Origin of the sequence: Pseudarthrobacter sp. L19 (assembly GCF_050859435.1) — a bacterium.
Lineage (GTDB): Bacteria > Actinomycetota > Actinomycetes > Actinomycetales > Micrococcaceae > Arthrobacter.
The window spans coordinates 2384293-2398369 of record NZ_CP193935.1 but is presented as its reverse complement, the minus strand read 5'-3'; the positions used below and the strand labels follow the sequence as shown (position 1 = coordinate 2398369).

General features: G+C 68.6%; 8 protein-coding genes and 2 pseudogenes. 4 read left to right on the top strand and 6 right to left on the bottom strand.

Annotated features, from left to right (window positions below):
* Window positions 1-90 precede the first annotated feature (90 nt).
* Window positions 91-339 (top strand): WhiB family transcriptional regulator, encoded by a 249-nt coding sequence (locus ACRQ5B_RS11395; RefSeq protein WP_003804966.1) that lies wholly within the window; start codon window positions 91-93, stop codon window positions 337-339.
* A 91-nt stretch (window positions 340-430) separates the two neighbouring features.
* Here the strand turns inward: ACRQ5B_RS11395 and ACRQ5B_RS11390 are convergent, their stop codons facing one another.
* From ACRQ5B_RS11390 to ACRQ5B_RS11375, 4 genes and pseudogenes are all read right to left on the bottom strand, one after another.
* Window positions 431-1900, bottom strand: coding sequence for a sensor histidine kinase (locus ACRQ5B_RS11390; RefSeq protein WP_432393916.1), 1470 nt, complete (start codon window positions 1898-1900; stop codon window positions 431-433).
* 36 nt (window positions 1901-1936) lie between these two features.
* Window positions 1937-6801, bottom strand: a pseudogene (locus ACRQ5B_RS11385) (NAD-glutamate dehydrogenase).
* 59 nt (window positions 6802-6860) lie between these two features.
* Window positions 6861-8176, bottom strand: a pseudogene (locus ACRQ5B_RS11380) (AAA family ATPase).
* The gene (locus ACRQ5B_RS11375) at window positions 8173-8814 is read right to left on the bottom strand and encodes a hypothetical protein (RefSeq protein WP_432393914.1); all 642 of its coding nucleotides are present in this window, start codon (window positions 8812-8814) and stop codon (window positions 8173-8175) included. Before ACRQ5B_RS11375 ends, ACRQ5B_RS11380 begins: the two are co-directional and overlap by 4 nt.
* 149 nt (window positions 8815-8963) lie before the next feature.
* Between ACRQ5B_RS11375 and ACRQ5B_RS11370 the strand changes: the two genes are divergently transcribed.
* Entirely contained in the window at window positions 8964-9179 is a 216-nt protein-coding gene (locus ACRQ5B_RS11370; protein ID WP_290255681.1) for a helix-turn-helix domain-containing protein, read from the top strand.
* 10 nt (window positions 9180-9189) lie between these two features.
* Here ACRQ5B_RS11370 and ACRQ5B_RS11365 read toward each other — a convergent pair whose 3' ends face one another.
* Window positions 9190-9753 carry a hypothetical protein gene (locus tag ACRQ5B_RS11365; RefSeq protein ID WP_432393912.1) on the bottom strand — a complete coding sequence of 188 codons (564 nt, stop codon included), beginning with the start codon at window positions 9751-9753 and terminating at the stop codon, window positions 9190-9192.
* A gap of 212 nt (window positions 9754-9965) precedes the next feature.
* Between ACRQ5B_RS11365 and ACRQ5B_RS11360 the strand changes: the two genes are divergently transcribed.
* Complete coding sequence (locus tag ACRQ5B_RS11360; protein ID WP_432393910.1) at window positions 9966-10514, top strand: hypothetical protein; 549 nt, start codon at window positions 9966-9968, stop codon at window positions 10512-10514.
* A 259-nt stretch (window positions 10515-10773) separates the two neighbouring features.
* On the top strand, window positions 10774-11193 hold the full coding sequence (locus ACRQ5B_RS11355) for an Rv3235 family protein (RefSeq protein ID WP_432393908.1): 420 nt from the start codon (window positions 10774-10776) through the stop codon (window positions 11191-11193).
* Between the two features lie 91 nt (window positions 11194-11284).
* On the opposite strand, the gene secA is transcribed toward ACRQ5B_RS11355, so the two are convergent.
* Window positions 11285-14023 (bottom strand): preprotein translocase subunit SecA, encoded by a 2739-nt coding sequence (secA, locus tag ACRQ5B_RS11350; protein WP_432393906.1) that lies wholly within the window; start codon window positions 14021-14023, stop codon window positions 11285-11287.
* Between the last annotated feature and the right edge of the window lie 54 nt (window positions 14024-14077).

Here is a 14077-nt window from a genome sequence, read left to right as displayed (position 1 = left end):
GGGGCCCACTGGGCCCTTTCTTATGAAGCCTCTAGTGAATAATTTCACAAGAGGCCGAACGAATTCCCAGGAATGGAGTTACTGATCAGCATGGATTGGCGTAACCGCGCAGCGTGCCTCGACAAGGACCCGGAGCTGTTCTTCCCGGTAGGAAACACCGGACCTGCCCTCCTGCAGATTGAGGAAGCCAAGAGCGTCTGCCGCCGCTGCCCCGTCGTGGACACCTGCCTCCAGTGGGCTCTCGAGTCCGGCCAGGACGCCGGCGTCTGGGGCGGCATGAGCGAGGACGAGCGCCGGGCCCTCAAGCGCCGCGCGGCCCGCGCCCGCCGCGCCTCCTAGCTCGGACGCCGGGCTCCCCCGGAGCACTAAAGAATAACGACGAAAGCCCCGGACCACGCGGTCCGGGGCTTCTGTCGTTGTCAGCTATAAATCACCGCGAGGCCAGGCTGAGGACCACCTGCACGGCGGTGCCCCCGCCCTCCCGCGGTTTCCACTGGATACTGCCGCCCAGCTCGGACGTCACGAGGGTGCGGACAATCTGCAGCCCCAGCCCCTCGGTGTAGGACCCGGCAGGGAGCCCGACGCCGTCGTCCGCCACCGTCACGGTCAGCAACTCATCGCCGTCCTCGCTCTCCGAGCGGTCCGCGAGCAGCCATACCGTCCCGGCCCGGCCTTCAAGCCCGTGCTCGACGGCGTTGGTGACCAGTTCGTTGATGACCAGGGCCAGCGGGGTCGCGAAGTCGCTGGGCAGCTCGCCGAACATGCCGGAGCGCTGGGTGCTCACCTGCTGGGAGGGCGATGCGACCTCGGCGGAGAGCCGGAACTGACGGCCGATGAGCTCGTCGAAGTCCACGCTCTGGGTCAGGCCCTGCGACAGCGTCTCGTGCACCAGGGCGATCGTGGCCACCCGCCGCATCGCCTGTTCCAGGCCCTGCTTGGCCTCGTCGCTGACCATACGGCGCGACTGCATCCGCAGCAGCGCCGCCACCGTCTGCAGGTTGTTCTTCACCCGGTGGTGGATCTCGCGGATGGTGGCGTCCTTGGTGACGAGTTCCATTTCCCGCCGGCGAAGCTCGGAGACGTCGCGGCAGAGCACCAGGGCGCCGAACCGCTGCTGCTCGTCCCGCAGCGGGATCGCACGGAGGGACAGGCTTACGCCACGGGATTCGATCTCGCTCCGCCACGGCATGCGGCCGGTGACCACGAGCGGCAGCGTCTCATCCACCATCCGGCGGTCCTTGAGGAGCCCGGCGGTGACCTCGGCCAGGGAACGGCCCTCCAGGGATTCCCCGTCGCCGAGCCGGCGGAACGCGGAGACCCCGTTGGGGCTGGCGTACTGCACGATCCCCTCGGCATCCAGCCGGATCAGGCCGTCACCGACTCGCGGCGCACCGCGCCGGGATCCGGTCGGCGAGGCGAAATCGGGCCAGAGGCCGAGCGTGCCCATCCGCAGCAGGTCGTAGGCGCACTGCCGGTAGGTCAGCTCGAGCCGGGACGGCATCCGCGAGCTGGACAGGTCCATATGCGAGGTGACCACCGCGAGCGTCCGGCCGTTGCGCACCATGGGCACGGCCTCCACCCGCATAGCCATGTCGCTGCTCCAGTTGGTCTCATTGGAACGCTCAATGACGCGGCTTTCCCATGCCTTGTCGACCAGGCGTTTCAGGTCCGAGCGGATGCCCTCCCCCACGAAGTCAGCGTGGAACACCGTGTGCGAGGTGGAGGGCCGCACGTGCGCCAGCGCCACGTACCCCAGTTCGGGGTGCGGGAACCACAGCGCCAGGTCGGCGAAGGCCAGGTCGGCGACCATCTGCCAGTCCCCCACGAGCAGATGAAGCCACTCGGCGTCCCCCGGCCCGAAATCAGCGTGTTCCCTGATGGGGTCGGTAAAGATTGCCACAGCACCTCCATTTGCGACGCGGGGACCGGCAGGCTCCTAGCGTCGAACGATTGACCTCAAGAGCCTCAATGCTACCGACAGCGACGCCATGTCATCGGCCTCGAGCGCGTTGACCTCGTCAAACATGCTCTTGGCACGCTCGAGTTGCTCGACGTTCTTGCTCTCCCACGCCACCAGGCGTTCCTCGGCCGGCATCTCGGCCGGCGTCGCTTCGAGGACCGCGGTCGTCATGTCCGACACCGTCGAGTAGAGGTCGTCGCGGAGGGCCGCTCGGGCCAGCGCCTGCCAGCGGTCCTTGCGCGGAAGCTTGGTGATCCGCTCGAGCAGGGAGTCCGCGTGGAACCGGTCGAAGACCGTGTAGTACACATGCGCGATGTTCTCCACCGGTTCCGGGCTGGCGTGAACGATTTTGGCGATGTCCAGCAGCACGAAGCTCTCGAACAGCTCCGCCCAGCGGTGCGCCAAATCCTCCGGAAGTTCCCAGCCGCGGGCCTTCTCCAGCCACTGCTGCACCCGCTCGCGGTCACCGCCGCGCAGGTACTCCAGCAGGCGGGCACGCATCGGATCCAGCAGCGGCTTGAAGTCGGCGACGATCTCTTCGATCGGCCGCGCCGCGTTGCCCTGGCTGAGGACCCAGCGCACGGCCCGGTCCAGGAGCCGGCGGATGTCCAGGTGGACGGTGCTCCAGTGTTCGGTCGGGAACGACGCCGGCAGTTCGTTGAGCTCGCCGACCATGACGTCGAGTTCGTAGACCTCGCGGAGGGCGACGAACGCCTTGGCGACGGCGGCCTCCGTGGCGGAAGTTTCCTCCATGGCCCGGAACGGGAAGGTGATGCCGCCCATGTTGATCATGTCGTTGGCGACGACGGTCGCGATGATCTCCCGGCGCAGCGGGTGGGTGTCCAGCTCGGCGTCGAACCGTTCGCGCAGCTGCTTCGGGAAGTAGGAGCGCAGCGTGCGGCGGAACCACGGGTCCTCGGCGAGGTTGCTCTCGCGCAGTGCCGTGGCGAGCTCGATCTTGGCGTAGGCGGCCAGCACGGAGAGTTCCGGGGAGGTCAGGCCCTGGCCCTGGTCCAGGCGTTCGCGCAGCGTGGCGGTGGTGGGCAGCGCCTCCAGGTCACGCTTCAGGTCCGCGGACTTCTCCAGCCAGTCCATCAGCCGCTCGTAGCTGGGGCTCCATTCGGCCACGCGCATCCGGTCGTTGAGAAGCAGGATGTTCTGGTCGATATTGTCCTCGAGCACCAGGCGGCCGACCTCGTCGGTCATCGAGCCGAGGAACGCGGCCCGTTCCTCCGGGTCGAGCTTGCCCGCGGCCACCATCCGGTCGACGAAGATCTTGATGTTGACCTCGTGGTCGGAGCAGTCGACGCCGGCGGAGTTGTCGATCGCGTCGGTGTTCAGGATGACGCCCTGCAGGGCCGCCTCGATGCGGCCGCGCTGGGTCATGCCGAGGTTGCCGCCTTCGCCGACCACCTTCACGCGCAGCTCACGGCCGTCGACCCGGATGGAGTCGTTGGCCTTGTCGCCGACTTCGGCGTTGGTTTCGGTGCTTGCCTTGACGTAGGTGCCGATGCCGCCGTTGTAGAGCAGGTCGGCGGGTGCCAGCAGGATGGCCCGGAGCAGTTCCGGCGGGCTGAGCCGGGTGGTGCCTTCCGGCAGCCCCAGGGCCGCGCGGACCTGCGGGGAGACGGGGATGGACTTCGCCTGGCGCGGGTACACCCCGCCGCCCTCGCTGATCAGCGTCTTGTTGTAGTCGTCCCACGAGGAGCGGGGCAGGTCAAAGAGCCGCCGCCGTTCCTCGAAGGAGGACGCCTCGTCGGGGTTCGGATCGAGGAAGATGTGCCGGTGGTCGAACGCGGCGAGCAGGCGGATGTGCCTGGAGAGCAGCATGCCGTTGCCGAAGACGTCGCCGGACATGTCGCCGACGCCGACGACGGTGAAGGGCTCGGACTGGGTGTCGAGGTCCAGCTCGCTGAAGTGGCGCTTGACCGACTCCCAGGCGCCGCGGGCCGTGATGCCCATGGCCTTGTGGTCGTAGCCGACCGAGCCGCCGGAGGCGAAGGCGTCACCGAGCCAGAAGCCGTACTCGGCGGCGAGGCCGTTGGCGATGTCGGAGAAGGACGCCGTGCCCTTGTCCGCGGCGACGACGAGGTAGGAGTCGTCGCCGTCGTGCCGGACGACGTCGGCTGGCGGCACGAGGGCCTCACCCTCGGGGGTGGTCACGACGTTGTCGGTGATGTCGAGCAGGCCGCGGATAAAAGTCTTGTAGCTCTCGATCCCCTCGGCCATCCAGGCGCCGCGGTCGGCGGCCGGATCCGGGAGCTGCTTGGCGTAGAAACCGCCCTTGGCGCCGGTGGGCACAATGACGGCGTTCTTGACCGTCTGTGCCTTGACCAGGCCCAGGATCTCAGTGCGGAAGTCCTCCCGGCGGTCGGACCAGCGCAGGCCGCCGCGGGCGACCTTGCCGAACCGCAGGTGGACGCCCTCGACGCGGGGCGAGTACACCCAGATCTCGAACATCGGGCGCGGGAACGGCAGTCCGTCGATCCCGGCCGGGTCCAGCTTGAAGCTGACGTGGGTCTTGTTTTGGTAGAAGTTGGTCCGCAGCGTGGCCTGGATCAGGTTGGTGAAGGTGCGGAGCACGCGGTCGGCGTCGAGGGTGGCAACCTGTTCGATCGCCGTGTCGAGCGCGGCGCGGACCTCGGCCTGCCGGGCCTCACGGTCGCCGTCGTTTACGGCCGGATCGAACCGGGCGGCGAAGAGGGCGTTCAGGCCGCGGGCGACCTCCGGGTTGGCCAGGAGGGTGTCGGCCATGAACTCGAAGGAGTTGGTATTGCCCATCTGGCGCATGTACTTGGCGTAGGCGCGCAGCACCACGACCTGGCGGGGGTGCATTCCTTCGCGGAGCACCAGCCGGTCGAAGCTGTCCGATTCGACGGCGCCGGAGACGGCGGCGCCGAAGGATTCCGCGAGCAGGGTGCCCGTCGTGACGGGATCGACGCCGGCCGGGTATTTCAGGCCGAGGTCGTAGAGGAAGAAGTCGCGGTGGTCCGCGGTCTCGATTTCGAAGGGGCGCTCGTCCAGGACCTCGAGGCCGAGGTTGTGGAAGAAGGGCAGGATCTGGCTGAGGCTCTTGGGCTCGAGCATGTAGAGCTTGACGCGGGCGTCCTCTTCCAGGATTGCTCCGGCGCCTTCGGGCAGGTACACGTGGACGCCGGGCTGCTCGGCGGCGTGGTCTCCCCGCGTTCGGCGGCGGCACCGTACTTCTCGAACCGGGCGATGTCTTCGAGCGCGTCCTCGACCTCGTAGTCGACCCGGTAACTGGCCGGGAAGGCCTCGGCCCAGACCGCGGCGAGTTCCTTGGAGCCGTTGCCGCCGTCGGCCTCAGCCCGGGCGCGGAGGACCTCGGAGATACCCTCGCTCCAGGACCGGGCTGCGAGGACCAGCCGCTTCTCCAGGTCCTCGGTGTTGACGTTGGTGGTGTCGGCGTCCTTGGGGAGCCGGATCCGGAAGAACAACCGCGCCAGTGCCGACTCGGTCATCCGGGCCTCGTAGTCGATGGAGACGGCGTCGAAGGTTTCGCGCAGTTCCTTCTCGATCCGCAGGCGGACGTTGGTGGTGTACCGGTCGCGGGGCAGGTAGACCAGCGCCGACATGAAGCGGCCGTATACGTCCGGGCGGAGGAACAACCGCGTCCGCCGGCGTTCCTGCAGCCGCTGGATGCCGGTGGCGATGGCGGCGAGGTCCGGGATCTCGATCTGGAAGAGCTCGTCGCGCGGGTAGGTCTCGAGGATGCCGAGCAGGTCCTTGCCGGAGTGCGAGTCCGGCGGGAAGCCGGCGTCGCGCAGCACAGCGTCGACCTTTTCCCGCACCACCGGGATGTCGCGGACGGAGCCCGCGTAGGCGGTGGTGGCGAACAAGCCGATGAAGCGGCGTTCGCCATCGACGTTGCCGGCGGCGTCGAAGCTCTTGACGCCGATGTAGTCCAAGTAGGCGGACCGGTGCACGGTGGAGCGGGAGTTCGCCTTGGTGATGACCAGGGCGCTCTTCTCGCGGGCCTTCTTGCGGCCGGTTTCGGTGAGGTGCTGGATCTGGTGGCGGGTGTCGCTGCTGTCGCGCAGCAGCCCGAGGCCGCTCTCCTCGCGCAGTTCGAGGACGTCCTCGCCGGATTCGTTCCGCAGGTCGTATTCGCGGTAGCCCAGGAAGGTGAAGTTGCCGTCGTCGAGCCAGCGCAGGAGTTCCTGCGCCTGCCGCAGGCCGGCCACGTCGGCGGCGTTGGTGACCTTTTCGAGGCCGTCGGAGACCTCGTGGGCCTTGTTGCGCATCTTCGGCCAGTCCTCGACGGCGGCGCGCACGTCGCCGAGCACCCGGTTCAGGCCTTCGATCAATTCCGCCCGGCGGTCCTCGTTGACGCGGTCGATTTCGACGGCGATCCAGGATTCCATGTGGGAGGCGTTGTCGCCCTGGGCGATGAGGTGCGAGAGGTTGGGCATCGCGGCCGTGTCGCCGCTGGAGATGCCGAGGTGGGAGGGGACCCGCGCCACCTTGACCAGCCGGCCGGTTTCCCGGTTGCGGGTGACGACGAAGAGCGGGTGCATGACCAGGTGGATAGGGGACTTCTGCCGGACCAGTTCGGCGTTGACGGAGTCGACGAGGAAGGGCATGTCGTCGGTGACGATGTAGACGACGCTGGCATCCGCCTCATCGATGACCTCGATGTTGGCGTGGCCGGGCTGCCGGGCGGCGGCGGTCCGCAGGTGGGCCTGGGCGCGGGCCGAGAGCGTTTCCTGGCCGTAGCCCTTGGCATCCTCCTCGGCGAGGTGCTCGTAGTAGTCCGCGAAGAACCTCTCATCGGCTCCGATCGAAACGGGTTGATCCTCCACGCTGGACCCTGACGACATCGACAAACGCCTCCATTAAGAAAGTTCGCGGCCGCACCGTTGCAGCCCTCATGAGGAGCCTAGTCTTTAGCCCACCGGCTTGCTGTGGAAGAAAAGACAGAGGTTTTAGATTTTCGCTGGGCAGGTGCACAAACCAGATGTGCGATGGCGCTGCGGAGGGGCGAATCGGGGGCCGTCTCGTGCAGCAGCGAGCCTGCCAGCAGAGCGGCGTCGCAGGCCGCAGCGTCGGAGGGCAAGAAGGCGGTGACGGGCGCCGCCGGACCATAACGGGCCCACGCCTCCTTCAGTTGACGCTCCGGTGCCCGGCCGACGGCGGCGGGTCGAACCTTGTTGAGGACGACCCGCGGCAGCGCCTCGGGTACGGCGGCCGAGAGCTCCGCCAGGCCGCGGACCAGCCTCGGAACGCCGACGGGGTCTGCGGAGCCGACGGCGTAGACGGTGTCAGCCAACTGCAGGCTGCGCAGGGTGGAAGCGTTGCGGCGCGGTGCCATCGAGTCGAAGCTCAGCTCCTCGTCGGCTTCGAGGCAAAACCCGGTGTCGATGACGGTGACATCGGCGATCTCGCGCGCCCGGCGATAGACCAGGGCCAGGGCCGCCGCGCGGAGTTCGGTCCAGCGGTCCGCGCGGGTGATCCCCGTGAGGACCCGGAAGCTTCCCGCCTTTGTGGCCACCGGCAGGGCCAGACGAAGGAGGGCATCCCCATCGAGGGAACCCTGGTCCGCGAGACGGCACGCCTGGGCGAGACCGGCCGCCTCGTCGAGCAGGCCCAGGGCAGCGGCGACGCTGGCTCCGTAGCTGTCGGCGTCGACCAGCAGGACCGACCGGCCGTCCGCCGCCAGTTCGCCGGCCATGTTGACCGCGAGCGTGGTCCTCCCGGGTGCCCCCGCCGGCCCCCAGACCGCGATGATCTCTCCGGTGCCCGTCTGCATCCCGGAGGGCTCCCGCCGTCGGAACCCGCCACGTTCCCTGGTGTACGCGGCGCGACGGCGGCGGTAAAGGCGTCACTGCCGGCCTCCGGCCCGGCCGCGGAGAGTCCGGCCACCGCGGAGGCGATGACCGCCGCGAGCTCTTCGGCCGCCACATCGGTGGGGCGCGCCGTCACACCGATGCCGCGCAGCCGCGCCGCCTCTTCCGGACTGTCGGTCAGGGCGACGACGGCGACCCCCACGGCGGAGAGCCGGTCCACCAGCGAGGCCGTGAGCTCCCCCGCGTCCCCGGCCACGACGGCGGCCCGGGCCAGGCCACTCTGGCAGGCGGCGAGAAGTTCGGCCAGTTCTTCGCAGCGCCGGACCACCGAGACGGGGCCGTGGAGCCGCTCCAGGCTGCCGACCAGGAGTTCGGTGCCGTGCCCGACCGTGACGACGGGAATGCTCATTGGCCAGACCCGCCCGGATTCCACACCACCGAGATCCTGGCCTTGTTGGCCTGGGCGCCCAGCAACTTGGGCATCTGGCCGTCAGGGACCAGCACCATGACGACCGTGGAGCGCTGCGCCCCCAGGGCGTTGCTGCCCGGGGTCAGCTGTGCGATCTCGGCCCCGCGGAGCAGCAGGGCGGGTTCACTGAAGCCGTTGCGGTTGTCCGGCAGGGCGACCCACACGTCGACGCGGGAGCCGGCCACGGCCTGCGGCGGCAGTGCCTCGTCCACGGTGACGGCCACTGGTTTGCGGGCCAGCGCATCGGGCTGGCCAAAGCTCTCCCGCGGCAACAGCTGGTCCTTGCCGATCCGCTGGATGGCGACCAGGCCCTCGGAGAGTCCCGCCTCGGGGGTCAGGTAGCTCCCCTTGACGTCACCGAGGCGGACGTTGACCCGGTGCAGTTTCTCGGGAGTCAGCTTCTCCCCGACGGCGATCGGCTCGCTCGCAGCGAAGGCCTCGGTGGTCCGGTCCGCGGCGGCGACCAACGAGACGACCCCGGCCGTTGACGCCAGCACGAGCAGGACGCCGACCAGCAGCCTCGGGTCTTTCCACGACGGCTTCTTCAGCCTGGCCCCGCCGCCCTCTGTCTCCGCCATGCGCAGTTCCCCCATCTGTGCGTCCGCGCCGCCGGCGCCGGTTTCCCCATTGTCACGAATTGTGGGCCCTGCGGGAAGACCGGGAACCCGGGGGACTGCAAAGTGTGGATAACCGCATCAATGTCGACGCCCGGTGGCAAAATGGGAGCATGCCCCGATTCCTCACCCTCGCGGATGTCGCCGAACAGCTGCAGATCAACTCCCCCGCCGCCTACGCGCTGGTGCGGAGCGGTCAGCTCAAGGCCATCCAGGTCGGCGGCCGCGGTCAGTGGCGGGTGGAGGAAGCCATGCTGGAGCAATACATCCAGGAGCGGTACGCCGAGGCCAGCCGGATGATCGAGGAAGCCAAGGCCAAGGGCTCCTGAGCCCGTCGGGCTAGCTTCCTCCGCGCCCGGACCGGATGGCAGCGAGGGCGCCGAACGGCACCGTTGACACGGCCCGGACGTTGGCGGCGCGGCGTTCTTCGCCGGGTTCCGTCTCCGCGAGATCCAGGAAATCCCTCCCCACCCGATCGATAACCCCATGCAGGGCCGGGCCGCCCGCGGCGCCGATCAGCTGAACGGTCAGCCGGGATCGATCCCTGGCCAGTTCCCGCAGTGCACTCGCCAGGCCAAGGCGGCCCGACGGCTTCCCCGCCGGAACCGCCTGGAGCGCAAGACCGGTGAAGCGGACGGCGGCAGCGTGCGGAATCAGCACCTGATGCCGGCCTGTCGCCAGCACCAGCCATCCCAGGCCCACGTGGTCGAGCCGCCCTTCGCAGATGTCACCCGTTGTGAGGTGTACCGCGATCCCTTGTCCCACCGTGCCGCGAAGCCGGTCGGCCAATTCCACGCCGGTGGCGTCGACCCGGGCGCGTTCGTCCACCTCGGCGTCTAAATCGAGCCGCCGTTCGGCGGCGAGTTGCGCTTCGAGGTCCGAGAAGAGGGCGTCCCACCGCATGCGGGCCAGCGTAGGCGCCTCCCGCGGACGGGGTCAATGGGCCGCTCGCGCATGCATTCGCCCGCCTCCGGGCGGTATCGGCCGGTTATGCACAACCCGTCCCTTGCCCTAGACACCCGATCGCACACGGGTTCACACTATGAAAAGCGCATCAAACAGCACCAAAGTGCATCAAACTTTATCTAACCCACTTAAATCCCTGGGAGGCCGGGATGACGATTCGGCAGCATCTACCCGTCGGCACTTCCACCGGCCGCTCCGGCGATGCGGTGGTGGCGGCGCTCATCCTGCTCCTGGGCGGGCTGCTCACGGGGTCGGGCATGATCCTGGCCGCCCACCTGCGGACCGCCGCGGTGCGCAGGCAGGCCGTGGGTTTCGACACCAGCCTGGGCGTCACGGCCACCACGGCCGGGCTGATCGTGGTGGTCTGGTGGGTGCTCTCGTTCCTCCTCGCCTTTAGCTCGGCGTTGCTGGAGCGCGGCGGCCGCACCCGGGCTGCCGCCGCCACGGGGAAATTCAGCCCGGCGTTCATGCGCCGGCTGGCCCTGGCCGCCATCGGTCTGCAGCTGGTGACGGCTCCCCTGGCCCGAGCGGCAACCGTCCCCGACGGCGGGGACACAGGTACTTCCCTGCCGGCGGCCGTGGCGGCCGCCTGGGCCCCGCAAGGGAACGCCGCAACAGTCGGGCCGCGTGCACCGTCGCCGCCCCGGCCGGACCCGCGGTGGCTGCCCTCCCCGTCCCCGCCCCGCCGGGCGCCCTGATCCAGCCCCAGCTGAGACCGGAGCCGCCGGACACCGGCGGCCGGCAGGTGACGGTCAGAACCGGCGACTCGCTGTGGAGTCTCTGCGTCGCGGAGCTCGGGCCGTTGGCCTCCGACGTCGACATCGCGACCGCCTGGCCGGAGCTCTACCGGACCAACCGACCCGTTATCGGTCCCGACCCCGGGCTGCTTCGACCGGGCCAGGTCCTGGTCATCCCGCCGTCGCTTTCATCCAGCTCCCCGTCCGCCGAAGGAACCCCATGAGCCCGCTCGCTGAACCCCGTCCCGGCTACGCCGCCCCGCAGTCCCCCACCGCACTCCGCCCGGTCGACCCGGACCGCGACATCGAGGCGCTGTGCCGCTCCACGGTGCAGGCGGCCATCGAAGTGCTGGCCGGAACCCGGCCGGCGCAGCAACTCGCCCGGCGGCTGGATGAACGGTGCCTGACCGCCCTCCAGCACCGCGCCGCGCTGACCCGCCGGGTCGCCTCCGGCACGTCGCCAACGGCGGGGCGCCTGCACCGCAACCCGTGCGTGCGGTCGGTCCACGCCTGCCGGATCTCCGAGGACGTGTACGAGGCCAGCGCCGTGGTGTCCGACGAACTCCGGGTCCGGGCCGTAGCCCTGCGGCTGGAACGGAGCCGGCTCGTCTGGCGGGTCACCGTGCTGGAAATCGGCTGAACCCGCAACCCAGGCTCACGCCCCAAAGGAAACACCGCGGGTCCGGAACACTACGTTCCGGACCCGCGGTGCAGGTGGTTGGACCTGTTGCCTAGCGGCGCTTCTTCTTGCTGGCGCGGCGCGGGGACTCCTGGGCCGCGGCCTTCGCCGGGTTGCCGGAGCGTCCGGAGGACTTGGCCTCGACGCGGGTCTGCGCCGTGCCGTCCTCGCTCGGGGCCGTGTACTGCAGCTGCGCCGGCTTTTCCGGAGCCTCCAGGCCGGCGGCGTGGATGTGCGGTTCCTGGTGTTCGGTGTGCTGGCCGGACTCGTCGGCGACCACCACGTCCTGGGCCGGGGTGACCTCGACCTCAAGGTTGTACAGGAAGCCGACGCTCTCCTCCCGGATGGCCTCCATCATGGCCTGGAACATGGTGAAGCCCTCGCGCTGGTACTCCACGAGCGGGTCACGCTGGGCCATGGCCCGGAGGCCGATGCCCTCCTTGAGGTAGTCCATCTCGTAGAGGTGTTCCTGCCACTTACGGCCAATCACGGAGAGGACCACACGGCGCTCGAGTTCGCGCATGCTCTCGGAACCGATCTGCTCCTCCCGGGCCTGGTAGACCAGGCGCGCGTCGGAGAGGATTTCCTCCTTGAGGAATTCGACCGTGATCCGGGACTTCCCACCGGCCTCGTCGATGACGTCGCGGGGCGTGAAGCTGACCGGGTACAGGGTCTTGAGGTTGGACCAGAGCAGGTTGAAGTCCCAGTCGTCGCCGGTGCCTTCGGCCGTGGCGGCGTCGATGAACGCGTTGATCGTGTCCTCGATGAAGTACTGGACCTTCTCGTGCAGGTCGTCGCCTTCGAGGATGCGGCGGCGGTCGCCGTAGATGGCCTCGCGCTGGCGGTTCAGGACGTCGTCGTACTTGAGGACGTTCTTGCGCTGTTCGGCGTTGCGGCCTTCCACCTGGCCCTGGGCCGAGGCGATGGCACGGGAGACGAGCTTCGATTCGAGGGCAACGTCGTCCGGGACGGAGCTGCTCATCAGGCGCTCGGCGGCGCCGGAGTTGAAGAGCCGCATCAGGTCATCGGTCAGCGACAGGTAGAAGCGGGACTCGCCCGGGTCGCCCTGGCGGCCGGAGCGGCCGCGGAGCTGGTTGTCGATGCGGCGGGATTCGTGCCGCTCGGTGCCCAGCACGTAGAGACCGCCCAGGTTCAGGACCTCCTCGTGCTCGTCCTTGACGGACTGCTTGGCTGCCTCGAGGGCGGCGGGCCAGGCGGCCTCGTACTCCTCCGAGTTCTCCTGCGGGTCCAGACCACGCTTGGCGAGCTCGGCGACGGCGGTGAACTCGGCGTTGCCGCCGAGCATGATGTCGGTACCGCGGCCGGCCATGTTGGTGGCCACGGTGACGGCGCCCTTGCGGCCGGCCTGCGCGACGATCGAGGCCTCACGGGCGTGGTTCTTGGCGTTGAGGACCTCGTGCCGGACGCCCTCCTTGGCCAGGAGGCGGGAGAGGTATTCGCTCTTCTCGACGCTGGTGGTGCCGACCAGGACCGGCTGGCCCTTCTCGTGCCGCTCGGCGATGTCCTTGACGACGGCGTCAAACTTCACGGTCTCGTTCTTGTAGACGAGGTCCGGCTGGTCGATGCGCTGCATGTCCCGGTTAGTCGGGATGGCGACGACGCCGAGCTTGTAGGTGCTCATGAACTCGGCGGCTTCGGTCTCGGCGGTACCGGTCATGCCCGCGAGCTTGTCGTACATGCGGAAGTAGTTCTGCAGCGTGACCGTGGCGAGAGTCTGGTTCTCGGCCTTGATCTCGACGCCTTCCTTGGCCTCGATCGCCTGGTGCATGCCCTCGTTGTAGCGGCGGCCGGCGAGGATACGGCCGGTGTGCTCGTCGACGATCAGGACCTCGCCGTCGAGGATGACGTAGTCCTTGTCGCGCTTGAAAAGTTCCTTGGCCTTGATGGCGTTATTCAGGAAGCCAATCAGCGGGGTGTTGGCGGACTCGTAGAGGTTGTGGATGCCGAGGTAGTCCTCGACCTTTTCGATGCCGGCCTCGAGGACGCCGACGGTGCGCTTCTTCTCGTCAACCTCGTAGTCGGTGTCGGGCTGGAGGCGCAGGACCACCTTGGCGAACTCGCTGTACCAGCGGTTCGTGTCGCCCTGGGCCGGGCCGGAGATGATCAGCGGGGTACGGGCCTCATCGATGAGGATGGAGTCCACCTCATCGACGACAGCGAAGTTGTGGCCGCGCTGGACCAGCTCGGACTTGTCCCAGGCCATATTGTCGCGCAGGTAGTCGAAGCCGAATTCGTTGTTCGTGCCGTAGGTGATGTCCGCGGCGTACTGCTCGCGCCGGTGGGCGGGGTCCTGGTTGGCCAGGATGCAACCGCTGGTCAGGCCCAGGAAGCGGTACACGCGGCCCATCAGGTCGGACTGGTACTCGGCGAGGTAGTCGTTGACCGTGACCACGTGAACGCCCTTGCCGGCGAGGGCGTTCAGGTAGGCCGGAGCGGTGGCCACCAGAGTCTTGCCTTCACCGGTCTTCATTTCGGCGATGTTGCCCAGGTGCAGGGCGGCGCCGCCCATCAGCTGGACGTCGAAGTGGCGCATACCGAGGGTGCGTGAGGAGGCCTCGCGGACGGCGGCGAAGGCCTCGGGCAGCAGGTCGTCGAGCTTCTCGCCGTCGGCGTGCCGGGCCCGCAGCCGGTCGGTCTCTTCGCGCAGCTCGGCGTCGGTGAAGGTCTGGAAGGAGCTTTCCAGGGCATTGATGGAGTCGGCGTAGTTCCGAAGTTGCCGCAGGGTCTTTTTGTCACCCGTGCGGAGAAGTTTTTCGATCAGTGATGCCACGTGAAATTGCTCCCAGTCTCAAGCTGCCGAATTCCGGCGTGTTTAGTCTACGGG

What these genes read in the sequence shown, in the direction of transcription:
- ACRQ5B_RS11395 (WP_003804966.1), top strand. Translation starts at nt 91, where the DNA reads ATGGATTGGCGTAACCGCGCAGCGTGCCTCGACAAGGACCCGGAGCTG.
- ACRQ5B_RS11375 (WP_432393914.1), bottom strand. Translation starts at nt 8,814, where the DNA reads ATGGCGGAGACAGAGGGCGGCGGGGCCAGGCTGAAGAAGCCGTCGTGG.
- ACRQ5B_RS11370 (WP_290255681.1), top strand. Translation starts at nt 8,964, where the DNA reads ATGCCCCGATTCCTCACCCTCGCGGATGTCGCCGAACAGCTGCAGATC.
- ACRQ5B_RS11365 (WP_432393912.1), bottom strand. Translation starts at nt 9,753, where the DNA reads ATGCGGTGGGACGCCCTCTTCTCGGACCTCGAAGCGCAACTCGCCGCC.
- ACRQ5B_RS11360 (WP_432393910.1), top strand. Translation starts at nt 9,966, where the DNA reads ATGACGATTCGGCAGCATCTACCCGTCGGCACTTCCACCGGCCGCTCC.
- ACRQ5B_RS11355 (WP_432393908.1), top strand. Translation starts at nt 10,774, where the DNA reads ATGAGCCCGCTCGCTGAACCCCGTCCCGGCTACGCCGCCCCGCAGTCC.